Genomic DNA, 18,863 nt, shown 5'->3' on the forward strand with positions numbered 1-18,863 from the left:
AATATTTTAAAAGACTCAATCTAAAAAAGATTGGGTCTTTTTTCGTATTTAATTATGAAGGATGTGAAGTTTTGGAAATTAGTGAATTATTTGATGAAATTATTGATTTAGCAATTCAGAAAAAAGCCTCTGATATTTATTTTTTACCCAAAAGTGATAATTATGAGATTAAAATTCATACTTCAAATGGTGTAATTCAACTATCAGAATTACCCTTTGAAAAAGCACAACGAGTAATTACTTACTGTAAATATCGTAGTGGAATGGCAATTTCCGAGAAAAGAAGACCTCAACTTGGGGCAATTATGTATACCTATCAAAAACAAAAGTTGCGTTTTAGACTTTCATCTGTTGGTAACTTTAATCAACATGAATCTCTTGTCTTAAGAATTATTTATGATAATGAACAAAGCGGATGTCGATTTTTTAATGAAAGAAAGGTTGAACAACTTTTAAATATCGCTAATAAACGTGGATTAATGTTGTTTGCAGGACCAACGGGATCTGGAAAGACAACAACTATTTATAAAATTGCGCGAACATTACATGAAAATGAAGTAGTAATGGCAATTGAAGATCCAGTCGAAATTTGTGAAGATCGTTTTTTACAGTTAGAAGTAAATGATAAGGCGGATATGACTTATGCAAACTTATTAAAAGTTGGTTTGCGGCAACGTCCAGACGTTTTTATCATTGGCGAAATTAGAGATTCTCAAACAGCTAATATTGCAGTCAGAGCAGCATTATCTGGACATTTAGTTTTTAGTACAGTTCATGCTAAAACACCTCAAGGAACCATTCAACGATTATTAGATTTAGGAGTGGATAAAATACAGTTGAAAAGTGCACTTACCTCAGTTTCATATCAACGATTACTACCAACTAATAATAACAGCGTCAAAGCTTTAATTACAATTTGCGATGATAATCCAGTCGATTTAAACACAGATGATATGGATGACTGGAAGCAAAAATTAGAGGATCTTTTCCAGAATGGGGAAATTACAAATGAAACAAAAAAGAAATATTGGTATGGTTAAACGTTCCAAAGTGACTTTAAAACAACAGGCATTCATTTTTGAATCTCTGTCTGATCTAATTGCAATTGGATTTTCCGTGAAACAAGCGTTGGTATTCATTGAAACAGTTTCAAAGAAAAATCGAGAAGTTGTCCAATGCATTAAACAATCTTTAATCAACGGATATTCCTTGCCAGTGGCAATGAAATTTTTTTTGTCAGATGCTATTTATCAACAATTAAAAATTGCTGATGAACATGGAGATATTGTGATAGGAATGAGGGAAATAAGTCGGTTTATTCAGTTGCGTTTAAAACAACAACAAAAGATTCGTGAAGTAATGATCTATCCTTCGTTTCTCTTTGGAATCTTATTCATAATTATTTTTGCAATTAAATTTTTTATTTTGCCACAGACTTCTGATTTAATTAAGCAAACTAATGGCAATAACTGGACTGATTATCTAATTTGGGGAATAGTTCTTTTAGTCATTCTATTTGGTCTATATCAATTTGATTTGTTTCGTAATAAAAAAATGATTGTTAAAGCAGAATTATTGGTAAAAATTCCATTAGTTGGGAAAATATTTAGTAATTATTATGAATATTATCTTTCTAGTAATTTATCTTTGATGATAAAAAATGGGTTGGATATGAAGCAAATTGTGAATGTATTTTTAGAATTTGAAAAAGAAACTTTACTTTATGAAATTGGCTTGGATATGCAAAAAGGACTTCAAAAGGGGGAAAATATAGATGTTATTTTTAAAAAATATAGTTTTGTTTCAAATGAAATGATTGTCTTTCTCTCAAACGGAAGTGTAAAAACAGAACTTTCTAAAAATTTAGATGCTTTAGGTAAGTTTTGTTTTCAAAATTTAGTAAAGTCTTCGGGATCCATTATTCAATTAATTCAGCCTCTTTCGTTTGCAATCATTGGCTTAACGATTGTAATAACATACTTACAGATGCTTTTACCAATGTATGATTCAATGAAAGGAATTTATTAATGAAACGTAAAGGTTTTACTTTAATTGAGATGACAGTTGTATTATTTATAATTTCATTATTGATTTTGATTATTATTCCTAATTTGGGTGCACAAAAAAAGCATGCTAATTCTGTACACGGATCTGCAATGGTTTCCGTAGTTCAAACTCAAATTGATTCTTATCATGATGAAACAGGTGATAATAATGTTTCTATGAATAAACTAGTCGCAAGTAACTATTTGACTGATAAACAAGCAAAGCAGGCTAATGATGAAAAAATTATTATTCAAGATAATCAGGCATCACAAAAATAAGCGTTACGGATTTACATTTTTAGAAAGTATGACTGTGCTTTGCGTTACTTCTGTAGTCTTATTGCTATTGATATTTGGAATTCATATTTTTAATCAATTTCAAATTAATGAAAAATTATTTTGGAATACCTTTGATGAAACTTGGAATCACTCCTTAGTTCTGGCTAGGAATGATAATACTTCTGTTAATGTTGCATTTTATCCTAATGATGAAGTAGTATTCAAAAGTTTTAATCACGGTAAAAGATATCGAAAAACGGTTCAAATGCCACATGGTTTAAGTGTAGTTAAAAGATATGAAATGAATATTAGTGAGAAAGGTTATGTTAAACCACAAACAGTGTATTGGAAATCCAGTAATACGAACGAACGTGTACTACAAAAATTTCAGTTAGGTTGGGGAACATATCGGAATGAAAAAGAAAATTTATAATCGGACTGGTTTTTCACTTATGGATTCTTTAATAGGTCTCTCATTCATTTGTTTAGGTGTTTCAATGTATTTTGAAACTAGCAAATGGATTAACTGTCATATTCATGAAAGTGAAATTAATTTAATCAGTGCTAGGAAAATATATGAAAATAGGTATGTATCAGATTTTAAGAAATAAAAGAAATGGGTTTTCACTAGTGGAAACCATTTTTTCATTAATAATTATTTCAGTTGCCTTTAGTTTGATTAGTTGTACATTTTGGCAAATTAGAAAAGATAATCAGCAAAGGAATCAAATTCAACAATTTTACCAGTATTTAGACGTTTTAGAATCAGATAATTTTCAGTTCACAGTAGTTAAATGTGAAAATAATAATGTCGAATTACATAGTTTAAAAGAGAGTAAAAACTATAATTTAAAAAAATATAAAAATGTAATTAAATTAAGCGGTGAAAATGGCGGTTATATGCCATTAATAATGAATATTAAGTCGGCACAATGGTTTTTAAAAAATCATGAGCTTTTTTCAAGGGTAGTGATAGGAGAAAAACAAATTGAAGCTAAAATTAAAATCCCAGAGCAACGGTAGTTTAACCATGATTTCTATTATATTTTTAACTATTATTTCTGTAGTAGTAATTTATCGTTTACAAATAGCTAATATGAATATACAAAGTAATGAAAATAGAATTCGACACTACCAAAAATAAAAAACAAAAATAATTATAAACTATCCATCTTGAAATAGGTGCATACATTAGGTACTATATTCATAGGTAGATATTACCAAGGGAGTTGATTATTTTGACAGAGGGAAACACAACTGCTTTATTTCAAGTTTTTGATCAATCAACTAAAGCTCTCATGCAAGCATTAGATATTTCGTATTTAGATGCTTTCATTGAAACTGCTGATAATATGATTGACAATAATACCGTACGTGTCGAAGATGGTATTCCTAGTGAAAAAGTTGTTAAAGAACTAGTTGATTTATATAAAACAGTTGATTATAAAAAAATGGATGCTCCTTCAATTCGTCGAGCAATTCAAATGGTAATGATAAAAGCAATAAAGGTTGATAAAATTCAATCTACACATCAAATTACTCCTGATACAATCGCATACATAATGGGTTATTTGATCATTAGATTATATAAAAATAAGACTAAGGTAAGTATTCTTGATCCAGTAGTTGGTTCTGGAAACTTATTAACTGCTGTTATGAATCAGCTACATGATGAAATTCATGAAGAAGTAAAAGGTTACGGTGTAGATAATGATGATTCGATGATTTCTGTGGCTAGCATTAGTGCACAAATGCAGGGTTTAGACATTGAATTAATTCATCAAGATAGTGTTGGTGATGAAATTATGATTCCAAATGTTGATTTAGTAGTAGCTGACTTGCCAATTGGATATTATCCAATTGATGAAAATGCTAAAAAATACAAAACTCATGCTGAAAATGGTCATTCTTATGTTCATCATTTGCTTTTAGAACAATCAATTAGTTATTTAAAAGATGGTGAATTTGGAGTGTTTTTGGTTCCAAGTAATTTATTTCAAACTCCTGAGGCTAAAGGCCTTTTATCTTGGATGCAAGATAATGTATATTTACAAGGAATTTTAAATTTGCCTAAAGAATTATTTTTAAATGACAGTGCTCAAAAGGCAATTATGATTTTGCAAAAACATGGTAATGGTGCTAAGCAGGCTGATAAAGTTATGTTAGGTGAATTTCCATCATTTAAAGATACAAATGCCTTTCAAAAATTTATGGCTGAAATTGTTGATTGGGAAGAAAAAGATTTATTAAAAAAGTGATTTAATAAATAAGGAGAATTATTATGAGTAAGATTATTGCAGTTAATGCTGGTAGTTCAACATTAAAATTTAAACTTTATGAAATGCCACAAGAAAAAGTTTTAGCTGAAGGTTTAATTGAAAGAATTGCCATGCCGGATTCACATGTTGAAATTAAATATGATGATGGCAAAAAGTTTGAACAAACTACCGATGTGAAAAATCATGAGCAAGCAATTCAAATTTTATTAGATCAATTACTTGATTTAGATATTATTAAAGATTATTCAGAAATTAATGGAGTTGGTCATCGAGTAGTAGCTGGTGGAGAATATTTTGATAAGTCAGTTATTATTACTCCTGAAGTATTGAAAAAAATTGAAAGTTTAGATGAATTAGCTCCCTTACATGAACCAGCTAATGTTTTGGGAATTAAGGCTTTTAAAAAAGTTTTGCCAGATATTATTAGTGTTGCGGTATTTGACACAGCGTTTCATGCTACTATGCCAAAAAAGAACTATCTCTATAGTTTACCTTATGAATACTATGAAAAATATGCTGCTAGAAAATATGGATTTCATGGAATTAGCTACCGTTATGTTTCACAACGTACGGCTAAGTTATTAGGGAAACCAGTTGAGGATCTTAAAATGATTATCATGCATTTAGGTGCTGGTGCTTCAATTTGTGCAGTTAACCATGGTAAATCTCTTGATACTTCAATGGGGTTCACTCCAGTAACTGGTCTTACAATGGCAACTAGATCTGGCGATGTTGATATATCACTTTTAGCATATATTATGCAAAAAGAAGGCATGAAAGACATCGATGAAATGATTGATATTTTAAACACTAAATCTGGATTATTAGGAATTTCTGGAGTTTCCAGTGATATGCGTGAAGTCGAAGCGGCTCAGGCTACTAACCCTCGTGCTAAAGTTGCTCGTGAAATTTATGTTAATCGAATTGTTAGATACATTGGTTCTTATCTTGCAGAGCTAGGTGGGGCAGATGCAATTGTCTTTACTGCTGGTGTTGGTGAAAATAGTATTACAATTCGTAAAGAAGTAACTGATCAACTTCATTATTTTGGAATCGGGGTAGATGATGAAAAAAATGATGTTCGTGGAGTTGTAAGAGATATTAGTGCCAAGGGTTCTAAGATTAAAACTTTATTAGTACCTACTGACGAAGAATTAATGATTGTTGAAGATGTAGAAACATTATCAAAAGAAAATAAATAATCTAAAAGATTCTCAGAAGGAATGAAGTTATAATTTTAAATGAAAAAATACTTTTAATATTATTCTGAAAAGAATAGTAAGAGTTAAGATATTTTTTCATCGTTTAAATTATGATTAATATTCCTCATGAGATCTTTTTTTTGTATATAATAAATTTAAATCATAATTAAAAATATGATGAAAGGAATGAATATTTTGAGTAAAGAAAAAAGTGGTGAATCTGGAATGGAACGAGGACTTAAAAGCCGTCATGTGCAATTAATTGCTCTAGGTGGAACGATTGGTACTGGATTATTCCTTGGTGCTGGACAATCAATTCATTTGGCGGGGCCGTCCTTAATTTTGGCATATTTAATTGCTGGCCTAGCATGTTTCTTTTTAATGAGAGCATTAGGAGAGCTTTTGCTATCTAACACTGAATGCGTTTCTTTTATTGATTTTATTAAGAAGTATTTAGGCCCTAAAACTGGATTTGTAGCGGGCTGGACCTATTTGGTTTGTTGGATAACCATTGCTATGGCAGAAATCACTGCTGCTGGTTTATATATGCAATTTTGGTTCCCTGATTTGCCAATTTGGGTTACTGGCTTATTTTTACTAGTAGTTTTGTTTTTGTTAAATTCAATTACTGTGTCAGCTTTTGGAGAAACTGAATTTTGGTTTGCTATTATTAAAGTGATTGCTATTATTGTATTGATTTTAACTGGGGTAATTTTAGTTTCAATTCACTATAAGACGCCAGTTGGCTATGCATCAATTTCTAATTTAACCAATGGAAGCTTTTTTCCACATGGATTTAAAGGATTCTTTCTTTCCTTCCAAATGGTAATTTTTAGTTTTGTTGGGATTGAAATGATTGGGATGACTGCTTCTGAAACAAAAGATCCCCAAAAAATCATTCCTAAATGTATTAATGATGTCCCCGTCAGAATCATTTTGTTTTATGTTGGTTCATTGGTTGCTTTGATGTGTATCTATCCTTGGAATTTTGTATCTCCATCATCGAGTCCGTTTGTCCAGGTCTTTCAAGGAATTGGAATTAAATCTGCAGCTGCAATTGTTAACTTTGTTGTTTTAACTGCTGCTGCTTCATCGTGTAATAGTGCAATTTTTACGACTGGTAGAATGATGTATTCTTTAACAAAAGGAAGTAAAAACAAATTTGCTAAACGATTAGGTACTTTGTCAAAACGAGGTTTACCAACTGCAGCTATCTTTTTCTCAACATTGTTGATTGGATTATCTGTTATTTTAGATATCGTCATGCCTAGTGGAGTATTTGATTTTATTTCTAGTGTTGCAACAACCTGTTTCTTGTTTATTTGGTCATTAATTGTTATTACTCATTATCAATACCGTAAGTCTTTAAGTAAGGAACAAACGAATGCATTAACATTTAAAATGCCATTTTTTCCATACTCTGATTTTTTCACGGTTGGATTTTTAGTCTTTGTTGGTGTAATCTTGATTTTTAGAATTCAAACATTAGTAGCTTTATTAGGATCGGTTGTTTGGTTAATCGGTCTTTATGGTTTTGAAATTTATCGCAGTAAAAAACTTGAATAAAGAAAAGTCAGTGATTATCACTGGCTTTTTTCGGACTTATTTATTTTTAGATGTTAAAATATAAAATATCTGGATAATGAACGGATAAGAGGTAAAAAATTGAAAACAAAAGTAGCTATTTTACATACAAATGATTTACATTCTCATTTTGAAAATGTTCCTAAAATTATTAGATTCATGAAAAGTCAAACTGATAAATTAAGAGCAGCTGGATATACTGTTTTCAAGGTTGATGATGGTGATGCGATTGATCGATTTAATCCGTTGACTGATGCTACGAGTGGTAAGGGAAATATTGAAATATTAAATAAAATGAATTATGATGTCGCTACGATTGGTAATAATGAGGCACTTACTAATTCCCATTCCGAACTCAATGATTTATATAATCAAGCTAATTTTCAAATCGTATTAGATAATGTGATTGATGAAGATACGGGTAAAGCACCTGTTTGGGCAAAGTCATTTGCAGATTATAAATTAAAAAATGGCACTAAGCTTCGTTTTATGGCACTAACTTGTCCATATCCAACTTTTAAATTTATGGACTGGAAAGTTCTCCCAGTAATGCCGACAATTGCCGCTGATTTGAAGAAGTGGCAAGGGGATTATGATGTTTTGATTTTACTATCACATTTAGGAATTAATTATGATCGTAAAATTGCGAAGGCATTCCCAGAGATTTCAATCATTGTAGGAGGTCACACACATCATCTATTAGAACATGGAGAAATGGTGCAACAAACTTTATTAACTGCAGCTGAAAAATGGGGTCATTACGTTGGCCAAATTACTTTTGAGGTAGATGGGTCTGAAATATTCAATCGTGATGCTAAAGTTTTTAAGGTTTCTGAAATGGAAGCTGAAGATACTGATTTTGAGATGATTTCTGCTTGGAATGATAAAGGGAAAAAACTTCTAGCGAGTCAAAAAGTTGCAAAGTTGCCCCAAAAATTAAAAAATAATTTACTTGAAGATAATCCATTAATTGAAATAGGTTTAAAAGCTATCGAGCAAGCGACAGATACTGATGCTGCGGTACTTAATACTGGATTATTTTTAGATGACCTGCCAAAGGGAATTGTTGATATGAATCAAATTCACAAAATTTTACCTCATAACATTCACGTTATGAAAACCGAATTTTTAGGATATAATTTGTGGAGAATGGTAAAAGAAATGGAAAAAAACAAGGGATTTTTGATTCGCTTTACACAAAAGGGAATGGGATTCCGTGGTAAAAATTTTGGGTTATTAATCTATGATGGAATTAAATATGATCAGTCTAAACAGCAACTTTTTTGGCATGATAAATTAGTATTGCCAGATCAAAAATATAAAATTGCATTGATTGATCATTATGATTTCATTCCATTTTTCCCAACTATTAGTATTGTGGGTAAAAATACAATTTATTTTAACGGCACTCTTGAAAATGTTTTTGCTAAATATTTAGCGAAAAAATATCCATTATAAGGAGCATAAGATGGACCATAGTCAAATTGAAGATTTAATTGAAAAAAGGAAAATAGAAAGAACTCCATATGCTGAAATTAAACGAGTAAATGAAAATACCTTTAGCATTAATGGTCATAAATATATTCTTGAAGAAAATGTTCGCGATGCTTTTGATATTTTAGAATTTTCTAATGCCTTTAACCCGATTTTTACTCATTTTGATTATATTGTTGGTGATTGGGGATATGGACAATTACGTTTGAAGGGTTTTTATGCTGATAATCGCCAAGTAGATCAAAATTTAAAAAAGGCAGCAATTCCGGATTATTTAGTTGATTATACAAATTTTGGTTCAAATTATTTTGTTTTACATAATTTAGAAGTCACTAATCGACCAGAAATCAAGAAAAATATAAAACAAAACAAAAAAAGTTCTCATTCTCAAAAAACAAATAAAAATCATCGAAAAACAAAGACTAATCAAAGTACTTATGACAAACATAAGTCCAATCATCGCCGAAAATTCACAATTCGACAAAAAAATGGAGATTAATACTTATGAATAAATATAAAGGATATCTGATTGACCTTGATGGTACTATTTATCAAGGATCAAAAAAAATCCCAGCTGCTAAACGTTTTATTGAAAGATTACAAAAAGACAAAATCCCATTTCTATTTGTGACCAACAACACTACTAAGCAGCCAATCGATGTAGTGGAAAATCTAGCAGTTAATCATGATATTAATGTATCAGTTAATAATGTGTATACAGCTGGACAGGCCACTGCTGAATTTCTTAGTGCTGATGCTGAAAAACATAAAAGAAATCAAACAGCTTATGTAATTGGTGAAAATGGGTTAAAAGCACTTTTAACTAAGGCTGATTTTGATTTGTACTCTGACAATCCAGATTATGTTGTCGTTGCCTTAGACTATGATGTAACTTATCACAAACTTGCTACAGCAGTTTTAGAAGTTCAAAAAGGTGCACATTTCATTGGAACTAATGCTGATTCTTTGATACCAAGTGAAAAGGGGATGCTACCTAGTGCTGGTTCGATTGTTGACTTGGTTCGTTATGCTACTAAAGTAGATCCAGTTATCGTAGGGAAACCCAATAATTTGATTATTGAAAATGCTATTAAGAAGATTAATTTACCTGCAAAAGATGTGGTGATGGTTGGAGATAATTATGATACTGATATTTTGGCAGGAATTAATGCTAAAATTGATACACTTTTAGTTTATTCGGGTGTATCAAAGCCAGATGTTATAAAAGATAAAAAAATTAAACCAACAAATGAGATAAAGAGTTTAGATGATTGGAAATTATAAATTAAAAGATGTTTTTAATTATGGAGTAGTTCTTTTATTTAGTTTTACTTTTGCTACATTTATTACAATTAATTCAAGTTGGATATATTTGATAAATGTTTTTTGGCTGAAACTAAATATTAAACATCAAGTTTCTGAAATCATTTTGATGAAAAACTTTTATAAAATGATTATTTTTATTCAAAATCCATTATCTGACAAATTATCTTTACAAAAATATAATTTGTCAGATAATGCTTTATTACATTTTCAAAATGTGAAGTCTTTGGTTGTTGTAAATAACGTGATTTTGTTGATCACAAGTATTATTTTAATTGTGCTGCTATGTAACGTTAATTTTAGGCGTAATATTTGGCGTTTAATGGAGTTTATTAAAACTTCTTGGGTAATTATTGGAATATGTTTTTTGATGGTTATAGCTGATTTTAATGATATATTTATTTATTTTCATGAAATTTTATTTCGTAACAAGGATTGGGTTTTTAATCCAAAAAATGATCCTATTATTAATGTTTTACCAGATCAATATTTCTTTCTCTGCTTTGCGGTTTGGTTTTTAATTGTAATAGTAATTTTAGCTTTATTTTATTTAATCGGTAGGCGGCAAATGAAAAGAGCAAATCTTTAAGATTTGCTCTTTTTGTTATTTAAATTATTTTTTATAATGCCAATTAGGGCAGGAATCAATGAAATAACAATAATGGATAACACCACTAACGAGAAGTGTTCCTGTACAAATGGAATGTTTCCAAAGAAATAACCTCCACCACAACACAATAAAACCCATGCTACACATGCTGATAAATCATATTTTACAAATTTCTTATAACTATAATCACTACTTGCAGCAACAAAAGGTGCAAAAGTTCTTACAATTGGCATAAAGCGTGCTAAAAATATTGCAATTGCACCATATTTATCAAAGAATGTACGCGCATGATCAAAATCTTTTTTCTTAATAAATTTACTTAAAAATTTATTTTCAGTAATTGTCATTCCTACTTTTCGCCCAATGAAAAAGTTAACTGAATCACCTAAAGCTGATGCACAAAAGAAAAGAATAACAAAAATCCAAATATTTAAGTGATATTGCGAATTTGCCGATAGAGCTGCTGCAGCAAAAAGCAAGGAATCACCAGGAAGAAAGGGGAGAATAACTGCTCCCGTTTCAACAAAAATGATTAAAAATAAAATTAAATATGTCCAATCACCAAAAGTATTAACAATCGATATCAAATGGTTATCGATGTGTAAAACAAAATCTATTAATGTACTCATATACTTCTCCGTTCTTAAAAAATAGCTACACTATATTTTATCAAAGATTGCCTAAGAGATGTTATAAGATTTTTTTAATAAAAATGTTGACGATTTCTTTAATTCTTGATAACATTATCTATGTTGATGAGCAGGGCACAGGGTAAAACAATTTTGTGTTGACACAAATTAATTGTCATGTTATATTTATATAGTTGTCTTGTGAGACATTGTTAGATTATTCCGACATAGCTCAGTTGGTAGAGCACCTGACTGTTAATCAGGTTGTCGACGGTTCGAGCCCGCCTGTCGGAGTATTATGGAGAGTTGTCCGAGTTGGCCGAAGGAGCACCATTGGAAATGATGTAAACTGGTAAAAGCCGGTTTCGAGGGTTCGAATCCCTCACTCTCCGTAAGAAATATTATATGACCCGCTGGTCAAGTGGTTTAAGACACTGCCCTTTCACGGCAGTAACATGGGTTCGAATCCCGTGCGGGTCACTTTTGGAGGATTAGCTCAGCTGGGAGAGCATCTGCCTTACAAGCAGGAGGTCACAGGTTCGATCCCTGTATCCTCCATAATTTTTGGTTCGTTGGTCCAGTCGGTTAAGACGCCTCCCTGTCACGGAGGAGATCACGAGTTCGAGTCTCGTACGAACCGTTGTTGCTTTTTAGCAACTATAATTAAATAGATTTACTTATTAATATCATAATTGGTTCGGCTCGGTAGCTCAGTTGGTAGAGCAACGGATTGAAGCTCCGTGTGTCGGCAGTTCGACTCTGTCCCGCGCCATTTATGGAGGGGTAGCGAAGTCTGGCTAAACGCGGCGGACTGTAAATCCGCTCCTTCGGGTTCGGTGGTTCGAATCCACTCCCCTCCATTTATAGGGATATAGTATAACGGTAGTACATCGGTCTCCAAAACCGCTAATGTGGGTTCGATTCCTACTATCCCTGTTTTATGATATTATGGCGGTAGTGGTGAAGTGGTTAACACATCGGTTTGTGGTACCGACACGCGTGGGTTCGATTCCCATCTACCGCCTTTTTGGTTGACTTGCTTTTTGCAAGAAAAGGGCATTTTGATAATATTGTTCTGGCGGTATAGCCAAGTGGTAAGGCAGAGGTCTGCAAAACCTTTATCGTCGGTTCAAATCCGACTACCGCCTTTGTATTGTTTCAATCAAACTTTTGCCGAGATGGCGGAATTGGCAGACGCGCTGGACTCAAAATCCAGTGATCATTGCGATCGTGCGGGTTCGACCCCCGCTCTCGGCATAAATAAGTATTTTAAAGGCTTTGTATAAACGGTATAACGTTGATTCAGAGCCTTTTTTGTTTGTTCATGTTTGTGGGTGTTCATATCATTTTGACCGTTTTTTGACCGCCAAAACTAATTAACTTCAACTTTATCTTTTGAAGTTATTAATTTACTAATTGAGTTTTCAATTTCATCATTTGCACGATCAAGATATTCATCAATCAAATAAGAATAAACACGAGTAGTAGTTCCAACATCTGAATGACCAAGTCTTTTACTAATGATATAAATATCAACGTGATGATAAAGTAGAAAAGCTATGTGAGTGTGTCTTAAAGAGTGGAAATGAAAACCATGTATACTTATATTAAGTTCTTTAAAACTTTCTCTCAAAACTTTATTTACGGCATTAGAAGTAGGAATAGTCTTAAATTGATTAATAAATACGACTGAATTATCATTCTGTTTTAATTCTTTTAACAAATCCATGATTTTTTTATTTACTCGAATTGAACGAATGGACGATTCCGTTTTTGTTGGAATATATTCTTTATTTAAAGCATTCCAAGATCGATTAACATTAATCATATTATTTTTAAAATCAATATCTTTCCATTTAAGTCCTTGAATTTCACCAAGACGCATGCCAGTATAAATTGCTAACAATATCATATACTTTTATGAATAATGATAATTTCTAGTTGTTATTAGATGATTTACTAATTTATTTAAATCATCAATATTTAAATAATCAATCTTCCAAGTTTTAGATTTGTCATAAACTAGATTAGTTCTTTGAATAAAATCTTTTTTTATGTGTCCATCATAAATTGCATCTTTAATACAAGCATGAATTAATGAATTTAATTTAGAAACAGTTTCTTTAGCATGGGTAGAGCCATATTCATCTAAAAAATGCTGATATTTTTCGCGTGTCATATCTTCCAGCTTTACGTTGGGTAAGTAATCCTTCATTACGTTAAAAGTGTGTGTATAGTGTCTTTTAGTACGTTCAGAGATAGTTTTTTCTTTATATGTTTCAAACCCATTTCCAAAAATAGTCATAAAATAGGGGAGATTTATTTTTAACCAGTTCGCTGTTACGTTGATCTAATTTCATTTGTGATAAATAGAATTCAGCTTCTCGTTTAGTTTTAAAACCACCTTTGGCGATTGAATGTCGTTTACTTTTGTCATCTTTATAGTAAGCTCGTGCCATCCATTTTCCATGATGCTTTAATATTGCCATAACTTATGCCTTTCTGAACATATGTTCGATAAAAGATTTAAAAATAAAAAGTCCATAAAATGGGCTGATTATTTATGTGATATAATATGAACAAACGTTCGTATTATATAAGGGGAGATAAAATGTTTATTATTTTAGCTATGTGTATAACAATTGTCATTAATACAGCAATTACAGTTTTTGCTTTTAGAATCAATGCTGATTTCATGACCAAATTTTTATTTGAAACTGAAGATAGATTCGATAAAAAATTAAAGTTGAAAGAATCAATCAATAACAAATGTTTATAAATTCATATCCTAATTCAGTCAAATTTATTGTTTTTTCAACAAATTCTATTTTATCTATGTCAAAGTTAGCTTTTCGGGCTTCTTTTGTTAGTTTTTTTCTCATAAATAAATATACTTCTTCAGCATTTTCTTCACGTGATTTTCCTGATTTTGTTATTATTCCCAATGATTCTAGAACGTTTATACTGCTTTCCATCATTACTACTTTTGGGTTAGTTTCTTTTTTAAATTCTGATAAATTTACTGTATTACCAGTTGATATAACTCTCATTGCTCCATCAGATTTAGATTTTAAAAATTCAACTACTTTAACATATGGAAGCCATTTTATTTCGTTTTTGTATAGCATTCTTAAAACTTCTGCAGACTCGGATGATAAATTGCTAATAACAGTTGCAAAGTAGTTGTTTATATTTTTATTTTTTCTATTATCAACAGTGTTAGCGATTATTTTTTTGTACATGTTTCTTATTTCATCATCACTTATAGAATGTTTTGAATTTTCTATAATATTCAATAATTGGTCTGCTTTTGAATTATCAATATTTTCTTTTGGTATTTTACTTATTTTATCTGCTGTGCCATTCACTAAATCATTAAAATGTTTTTTTGATACTATACCGAATTCTAATGGTTTGTAAAATATATAGGTAAAACATCCGGCAATTCCTCTTCCTACGACATCGCAAATTGGATCACATAATTTTTCCAAAGAAGATTTAGGTATTGTATCTACTACTTGTTTCCAAGCAAATTCATCTGCTGGAGTTAATTCATCACTCATATTAATATCACCACCTTTCAAAGTCTGCATTTGCAGGCTTTTTTATTTATCGCAAACCCTAAAGCTGGAGTTGAACCAGCTTCGTGCAACCGGGGAGGATGGTTGACTATTTTGATTTTTTAGACTTTTTAATAGAAATATTGTATCCAAATAATTTGTATTTGCGCTTTTTGTTTTTCAAACTTTGATTATTATCTTTCAAAAATTTTAATGTTAAATTTCCATTTTTGAAATTTTTTACAAAAGGTTTTAAATTGTATGAATTTTCAATTTCACGAAAAGGGATATTGTTCTTAATTTTTTTATTAGGAATTAAAAATATAATGTTTGTTTTAGAAAACTGGTTATTATCTGTTTCAGGAAACCCTTTAATGAGTGTTTTAAGTACCTGTTTAATATTTGTTTTAGGAATTTGTTTAGTATTTAGCTTGTTTTTATCCTTTTTATTATTGGGTTTATATTCACTATTTAGTTCTATTAAGAATAAATAATTACCATCTTCTCCAATTATGCAATATTCTATCTTATTAAATTTAATTAATGGTAAGTATTTAGTTTTAGGACCTAAAATTTGTTCCGATATAGATGTCATTTCAAAACTTAAAAGCATTACAACTAATGTTAAGCAAATACTTATAATACTAACCCAGAATAAATTAAGATTAACTACATATAGACCAATTCCTATGCAACCTAATATTAGTATTGAAAATCCTATTGTCTCTGTTATTATTCCTCCCAATGTAAATGAAACGTTATTTTTATGTATTATTATATTTATAAACCTAACTGGGTTATTTAATGAAACTTTATTAGATTCAGAATTTCTATATTTAATATATATATTAAATATAGAAATAATAATGGTTAATAATGGTAGTATAGACACTAATGTTTTTATAAAATCAATCATTTTTATTCTCCAATCTTTAAATTTAAACCCTACGAACGGAATCAAACTACTCATAATCTGCCAAGTAGGGTGTATATATTAATTTTGTGTAACTGTTCCGTCGTCTTGAACAGTTACATTATTTTCTTCTGGATGTTGTGCCAACCAATCTAGTTGACCTTGTACCCAAGGATCTGGTGTTCCGTCAGGATTTGAACCGGGAGCATGGTAAGTCCCATCTGTTTCGTCATAAAACTTAGAGCTATTAGGGTCACTATTCTCGTAATTATTTTGCTGATTATTATTCGTTGAAGAATTTTGTTCGTATATATTACTATTTTGATTGTTTGAAACATTTTTAGTTGACTTTTGCTGTGTTACATTGTTATTTTGCTGGGTATTATTTTTCACTTGAGGATTATCTTTATTAACAGAACTTTTGTTAGTTTGCTTAGAATTCATAGTTTCATTATTAAACTGAATTTTCTGTTTTCCGTAATTAAATTGCATTGTTCCATTTTTAGATGTTGTTAATGAATAGTCATTAGTTTTATCTAATTTTTTACCGTCCGCTTTTAATTTAAAGCCTTCATCAATTTTGCTTTTTAGTTTAAATTTATATGTACCTTTTTTCTTGCTATTAGCAATCTTTAAAATTGCTTTAGAACCCTTAATTTTAAAAGTATTACCAGCTTGATTATTCCATTTACCTTGAACTTCTTTTGGGAATGATTTATTTGAAGCGTAAACGCTAGGTTGATTAATAGTAGTAACGGATATTCCAGTTAATGCAATCATACTTGCGCCAGTTACGCTCAATAAAAATTTTTTCATAGTTAATCTCCTTATGTATAACCTTAAAGTTTGAATTTAACTAACTTTATACTACCAAGTAGAGTAGTGAAATTAATTATCTTGCAGATTTTCTATATCCAGCTGCTTCTGCTTCGGCAGGTGAATTAAAGTAAACAACATTATTTGAACTCATGCGATAATTTTTTGATCATCTAAGTGGTAAATATGTGTCTTAGAATTTCCAACTACTTTTTGGCTTTGAGCGGAATCAGTATCACCAGATTGAAAATTACTTTTAGATTGATTTTCTTGACTTGAATCGTCTGAGTTAGAATCAGTTGAACTTGAATCGGTCGTAGATGTATCAGGAGCTGATGTGTCATCAGGTTTAGCGTTTGTATCAACAGAACCTAAATGTAATGTGTCAATAGCATATTTAGCTTCATCTGGAGTGTATTTATCTCCTGAATCAGAAATCAACTGTTGATATACATCATTTGCAGACATGTGCATGTCGCTTGAATACGTTTTAGCAGATTTAACAGCTGCAGCTTTATAATCATCTTCACTAATTTTATTAACAGCATATGTAGCAGCTTCAGGCGTAATTTTACTTCCATATTCAGAAGTTAGTTGTTCATACAAACCTTTTTTAGACATTCCGCTAGTTTCCATATAGTCTTTAGCAGATTTATAAGCATTGTCTTTTTCAGTGTCATCACTACCGTTATCATCTTTTGAAGTAGGGACTTTAACTTTTGCTACTTTATCTTTGTCACTATCATCTTTCATGGTAGTGTCTTTTTTATTATCATTAGACTTTTTCTTTGAGTCATTCTTTTTTACTTTGGTTGTTTTATCTTTAGAATCAGATGAGTTCTTTTTATCATCATTGCCACTAGCACTTGCAATGATAAATATAACTACTATTACTAATAACCAAAACCACCAACGCTTATAAAATTTTTTCTTTGTTCCTTTTTCAGACATATTGTCCTCCTATAAATTTAATCCATCTTTTAAAGACATAAGTTTTTGGTCTATTAGGTTTCACTATATTAAGTTAATAATTAATTAAGATGATAGTTAAAAAATTTTAGTAATTATAATTTAAAATAATTAATTTTTTGATAGTAAGTGTGCTGTAATATTTTTTCATAACCATTAAATAATATAATGATAAGTTATCTATTCGAATTTTTTTATTTAATAATACATAATCATTGTGTTTGATGTTATATTACATAAAGTTTCAATCAAAATTTATTTACTTAATTAATACTTAGATAAAGTATACTATTACATTATAATTATAATACCATTACAATGGTAAACGCACCTAACGAACTTTTTCTTTTTAAAATCCTAAAGCTAGAATCGAACCAGTTTATACTATACAAGTAGAGAAGATCAACTTTTAAAAATAATCATTATTAATTTTTTCTAAACTTATTCTAATTTTTAATGGAAAAATTGTTCATTGAGTCGTTGATGAAGAGAGTAGCATCGTCTCATTGCAAGAGCATTATAATAGTTGGACTTAATCCTATTTAAATAAGTTGCTAGCGCATGATGCTGATGATTAATATGACAGTGAGTAGTTTTTTGTCCACGTTGATTGAGTTTGTGGCTAACTTTGCCACTGATAACGAAATAAAAGCTGAAAATTAAACGAATTTATGAAGATTCTTATGCTGAAGTTGCATCTTATGTGGATAACCAGTATCAAAATGAAATAGGTGATTAAACCAACTGCTATGGAAACTACTATTAGAGAAATTTTGCAAAATAGTTAAACTTAATTTCTGGTTAATTAAGAATTTAAAGATGTATGGTATAATTTACTTATATTAAATTAGGAGGAATATCATTATGAAAGAATTTACAACTGATGGAGCTAAGCTTGAAAAGAAACTCCAAGAAATTTTAAAAGATCCACGTGTGATTGAAGAATTAGGTAATTCAGCAGGTCACATTGATAATACCAGTGTAGAACATCAACTTTTAAACTTTGCTAAAAACAAAGCTAAGAAGACTGATATGTATAAAGTTGAATTAAAACAAGGACGTTTTGATATTTATAATGAAACTTCTCATAGTCGAGAATTTTTTGAATAAAAATAAAAAGGGGTTGTCAATTTAAAAACTGACAACTCCTTTTTATAACT

General features: G+C 30.3%; 22 protein-coding genes and 11 tRNA genes. 24 read left to right on the forward strand and 9 right to left on the reverse strand.

Features of this window, described 5'->3' with window-relative positions:
• Window positions 1-71 precede the first annotated feature (71 nt).
• The 12 genes from comGA (at window position 72) to BHU33_RS01155 (ending at window position 10,795) form a co-directional block, all read left to right on the forward strand.
• The gene (gene comGA / locus BHU33_RS01095) at window positions 72-1,040 is read left to right on the forward strand and encodes a competence type IV pilus ATPase ComGA (RefSeq protein WP_054646294.1); all 969 of its coding nucleotides are present in this window, start codon (window positions 72-74) and stop codon (window positions 1,038-1,040) included.
• On the forward strand, window positions 1,009-2,028 hold the full coding sequence (locus tag BHU33_RS01100; RefSeq protein ID WP_056997647.1) for a type II secretion system F family protein: 1,020 nt from the start codon (window positions 1,009-1,011) through the stop codon (window positions 2,026-2,028). Before comGA ends, BHU33_RS01100 begins: the two co-directional genes overlap by 32 nt.
• Window positions 2,028-2,324 carry a competence type IV pilus major pilin ComGC gene (gene comGC, locus BHU33_RS01105; protein WP_054646291.1) on the forward strand — a complete coding sequence of 99 codons (297 nt, stop codon included), beginning with the start codon at window positions 2,028-2,030 and terminating at the stop codon, window positions 2,322-2,324. The genes BHU33_RS01100 and comGC overlap by 1 nt, the downstream gene beginning before the upstream one ends.
• A gap of 34 nt (window positions 2,325-2,358) precedes the next feature.
• Window positions 2,359-2,757, forward strand: a complete 399-nt coding sequence (locus BHU33_RS01110) for a hypothetical protein (protein WP_146037950.1) — start codon at window positions 2,359-2,361, stop codon at window positions 2,755-2,757.
• A gap of 143 nt (window positions 2,758-2,900) precedes the next feature.
• The gene (locus BHU33_RS01120; protein WP_078775150.1) at window positions 2,901-3,347 is read left to right on the forward strand and encodes a competence type IV pilus minor pilin ComGF; all 447 of its coding nucleotides are present in this window, start codon (window positions 2,901-2,903) and stop codon (window positions 3,345-3,347) included.
• 215 nt (window positions 3,348-3,562) lie between these two features.
• Window positions 3,563-4,582 (forward strand): class I SAM-dependent methyltransferase, encoded by a 1,020-nt coding sequence (locus BHU33_RS01125; RefSeq protein ID WP_225354775.1) that lies wholly within the window; start codon window positions 3,563-3,565, stop codon window positions 4,580-4,582.
• 23 nt (window positions 4,583-4,605) lie between these two features.
• Window positions 4,606-5,805, forward strand: coding sequence for an acetate/propionate family kinase (locus BHU33_RS01130; protein WP_056997646.1), 1,200 nt, complete (start codon window positions 4,606-4,608; stop codon window positions 5,803-5,805).
• A gap of 186 nt (window positions 5,806-5,991) precedes the next feature.
• Window positions 5,992-7,371 carry an amino acid permease gene (locus tag BHU33_RS01135; protein ID WP_054646287.1) on the forward strand — a complete coding sequence of 460 codons (1,380 nt, stop codon included), beginning with the start codon at window positions 5,992-5,994 and terminating at the stop codon, window positions 7,369-7,371.
• Between the two features lie 99 nt (window positions 7,372-7,470).
• On the forward strand, window positions 7,471-8,847 hold the full coding sequence (locus BHU33_RS01140; protein WP_056997645.1) for a bifunctional metallophosphatase/5'-nucleotidase: 1,377 nt from the start codon (window positions 7,471-7,473) through the stop codon (window positions 8,845-8,847).
• A gap of 10 nt (window positions 8,848-8,857) precedes the next feature.
• Window positions 8,858-9,382: a YutD family protein gene (locus BHU33_RS01145; protein WP_056997644.1), complete on the forward strand. Its 525-nt coding sequence runs from the start codon at window positions 8,858-8,860 to the stop codon at window positions 9,380-9,382.
• Between the two features lie 5 nt (window positions 9,383-9,387).
• Window positions 9,388-10,167, forward strand: coding sequence for a TIGR01457 family HAD-type hydrolase (locus tag BHU33_RS01150; RefSeq protein ID WP_054646286.1), 780 nt, complete (start codon window positions 9,388-9,390; stop codon window positions 10,165-10,167).
• The gene (locus BHU33_RS01155) at window positions 10,151-10,795 is read left to right on the forward strand and encodes a TIGR01906 family membrane protein (RefSeq protein ID WP_054646285.1); all 645 of its coding nucleotides are present in this window, start codon (window positions 10,151-10,153) and stop codon (window positions 10,793-10,795) included. The genes BHU33_RS01150 and BHU33_RS01155 overlap by 17 nt, the downstream gene beginning before the upstream one ends.
• Here the strand turns inward: BHU33_RS01155 and BHU33_RS01160 are convergent.
• On the reverse strand, window positions 10,792-11,445 hold the full coding sequence (locus BHU33_RS01160; RefSeq protein WP_054646284.1) for a VTT domain-containing protein: 654 nt from the start codon (window positions 11,443-11,445) through the stop codon (window positions 10,792-10,794). The two genes, BHU33_RS01155 and BHU33_RS01160, sit on opposite strands and share 4 nt — an antisense overlap.
• A gap of 221 nt (window positions 11,446-11,666) precedes the next feature.
• Here BHU33_RS01160 and BHU33_RS01165 point away from each other — a divergent pair.
• From BHU33_RS01165 to BHU33_RS01215, 11 genes are all read left to right on the forward strand, one after another.
• Window positions 11,667-11,739 (forward strand) — tRNA-Asn (locus BHU33_RS01165).
• 6 nt (window positions 11,740-11,745) lie between these two features.
• A tRNA-Ser gene (locus BHU33_RS01170) sits at window positions 11,746-11,837 on the forward strand.
• Between the two features lie 15 nt (window positions 11,838-11,852).
• Window positions 11,853-11,925 (forward strand) — tRNA-Glu (locus tag BHU33_RS01175).
• Window positions 11,926-11,930: 5 nt separating this feature from the next.
• A tRNA-Val gene (locus BHU33_RS01180) sits at window positions 11,931-12,003 on the forward strand.
• An 8-nt stretch (window positions 12,004-12,011) separates the two neighbouring features.
• Window positions 12,012-12,085 (forward strand) — tRNA-Asp (locus tag BHU33_RS01185).
• 59 nt (window positions 12,086-12,144) lie between these two features.
• A tRNA-Phe gene (locus BHU33_RS01190) sits at window positions 12,145-12,217 on the forward strand.
• Between the two features lie 5 nt (window positions 12,218-12,222).
• Window positions 12,223-12,305 (forward strand) — tRNA-Tyr (locus BHU33_RS01195).
• A 5-nt stretch (window positions 12,306-12,310) separates the two neighbouring features.
• Window positions 12,311-12,381, forward strand: a tRNA-Trp gene (locus tag BHU33_RS01200).
• 15 nt (window positions 12,382-12,396) lie between these two features.
• A tRNA-His gene (locus BHU33_RS01205) sits at window positions 12,397-12,469 on the forward strand.
• Window positions 12,470-12,522: 53 nt separating this feature from the next.
• Window positions 12,523-12,593, forward strand: a tRNA-Cys gene (locus tag BHU33_RS01210).
• Window positions 12,594-12,617: 24 nt separating this feature from the next.
• A tRNA-Leu gene (locus BHU33_RS01215) sits at window positions 12,618-12,702 on the forward strand.
• 115 nt (window positions 12,703-12,817) lie between these two features.
• Here the strand turns inward: BHU33_RS01215 and BHU33_RS07565 are convergent.
• The 8 genes from BHU33_RS07565 to BHU33_RS07585 all read right to left on the reverse strand — a co-directional run bounded on the left by BHU33_RS07565 (window position 12,818) and on the right by BHU33_RS07585 (window position 17,685).
• Window positions 12,818-13,351: a site-specific integrase gene (locus BHU33_RS07565; protein WP_235806985.1), complete on the reverse strand. Its 534-nt coding sequence runs from the start codon at window positions 13,349-13,351 to the stop codon at window positions 12,818-12,820.
• Window positions 13,352-13,363: 12 nt separating this feature from the next.
• On the reverse strand, window positions 13,364-13,750 hold the full coding sequence (locus tag BHU33_RS07570) for a phage integrase SAM-like domain-containing protein (protein WP_225354772.1): 387 nt from the start codon (window positions 13,748-13,750) through the stop codon (window positions 13,364-13,366).
• Window positions 13,725-13,934, reverse strand: coding sequence for an Arm DNA-binding domain-containing protein (locus BHU33_RS07575; RefSeq protein ID WP_225354771.1), 210 nt, complete (start codon window positions 13,932-13,934; stop codon window positions 13,725-13,727). The genes BHU33_RS07570 and BHU33_RS07575 overlap by 26 nt, the downstream gene beginning before the upstream one ends.
• Window positions 13,935-14,204: 270 nt before the next feature.
• A complete protein-coding gene (locus BHU33_RS01225; RefSeq protein WP_054646283.1) occupies window positions 14,205-15,008 on the reverse strand; it encodes an Abi-alpha family protein in 804 nt (267 codons plus the stop codon).
• A gap of 106 nt (window positions 15,009-15,114) precedes the next feature.
• Window positions 15,115-15,921 carry a hypothetical protein gene (locus tag BHU33_RS01230; RefSeq protein ID WP_054646282.1) on the reverse strand — a complete coding sequence of 269 codons (807 nt, stop codon included), beginning with the start codon at window positions 15,919-15,921 and terminating at the stop codon, window positions 15,115-15,117.
• A gap of 78 nt (window positions 15,922-15,999) precedes the next feature.
• The gene (locus tag BHU33_RS01235; RefSeq protein ID WP_054646281.1) at window positions 16,000-16,734 is read right to left on the reverse strand and encodes a hypothetical protein; all 735 of its coding nucleotides are present in this window, start codon (window positions 16,732-16,734) and stop codon (window positions 16,000-16,002) included.
• 76 nt (window positions 16,735-16,810) lie between these two features.
• Window positions 16,811-16,888, reverse strand: coding sequence for an Ada metal-binding domain-containing protein (locus tag BHU33_RS07740; protein ID WP_225354816.1), 78 nt, complete (start codon window positions 16,886-16,888; stop codon window positions 16,811-16,813).
• On the reverse strand, window positions 16,885-17,685 hold the full coding sequence (locus BHU33_RS07585; protein WP_054646280.1) for an Ltp family lipoprotein: 801 nt from the start codon (window positions 17,683-17,685) through the stop codon (window positions 16,885-16,887). Before BHU33_RS07585 ends, BHU33_RS07740 begins: the two co-directional genes overlap by 4 nt.
• Window positions 17,686-18,567: 882 nt before the next feature.
• Between BHU33_RS07585 and BHU33_RS01250 the strand changes: the two genes are divergently transcribed.
• Window positions 18,568-18,813, forward strand: coding sequence for a hypothetical protein (locus tag BHU33_RS01250; protein WP_054646279.1), 246 nt, complete (start codon window positions 18,568-18,570; stop codon window positions 18,811-18,813).
• Window positions 18,814-18,863: the final 50 nt, after the last annotated feature.

The sequence above is a fragment of the Fructilactobacillus lindneri DSM 20690 = JCM 11027 genome (assembly GCF_002907375.1).
Classification (GTDB): Bacteria; Bacillota; Bacilli; order Lactobacillales; family Lactobacillaceae; genus Fructilactobacillus; species Fructilactobacillus lindneri.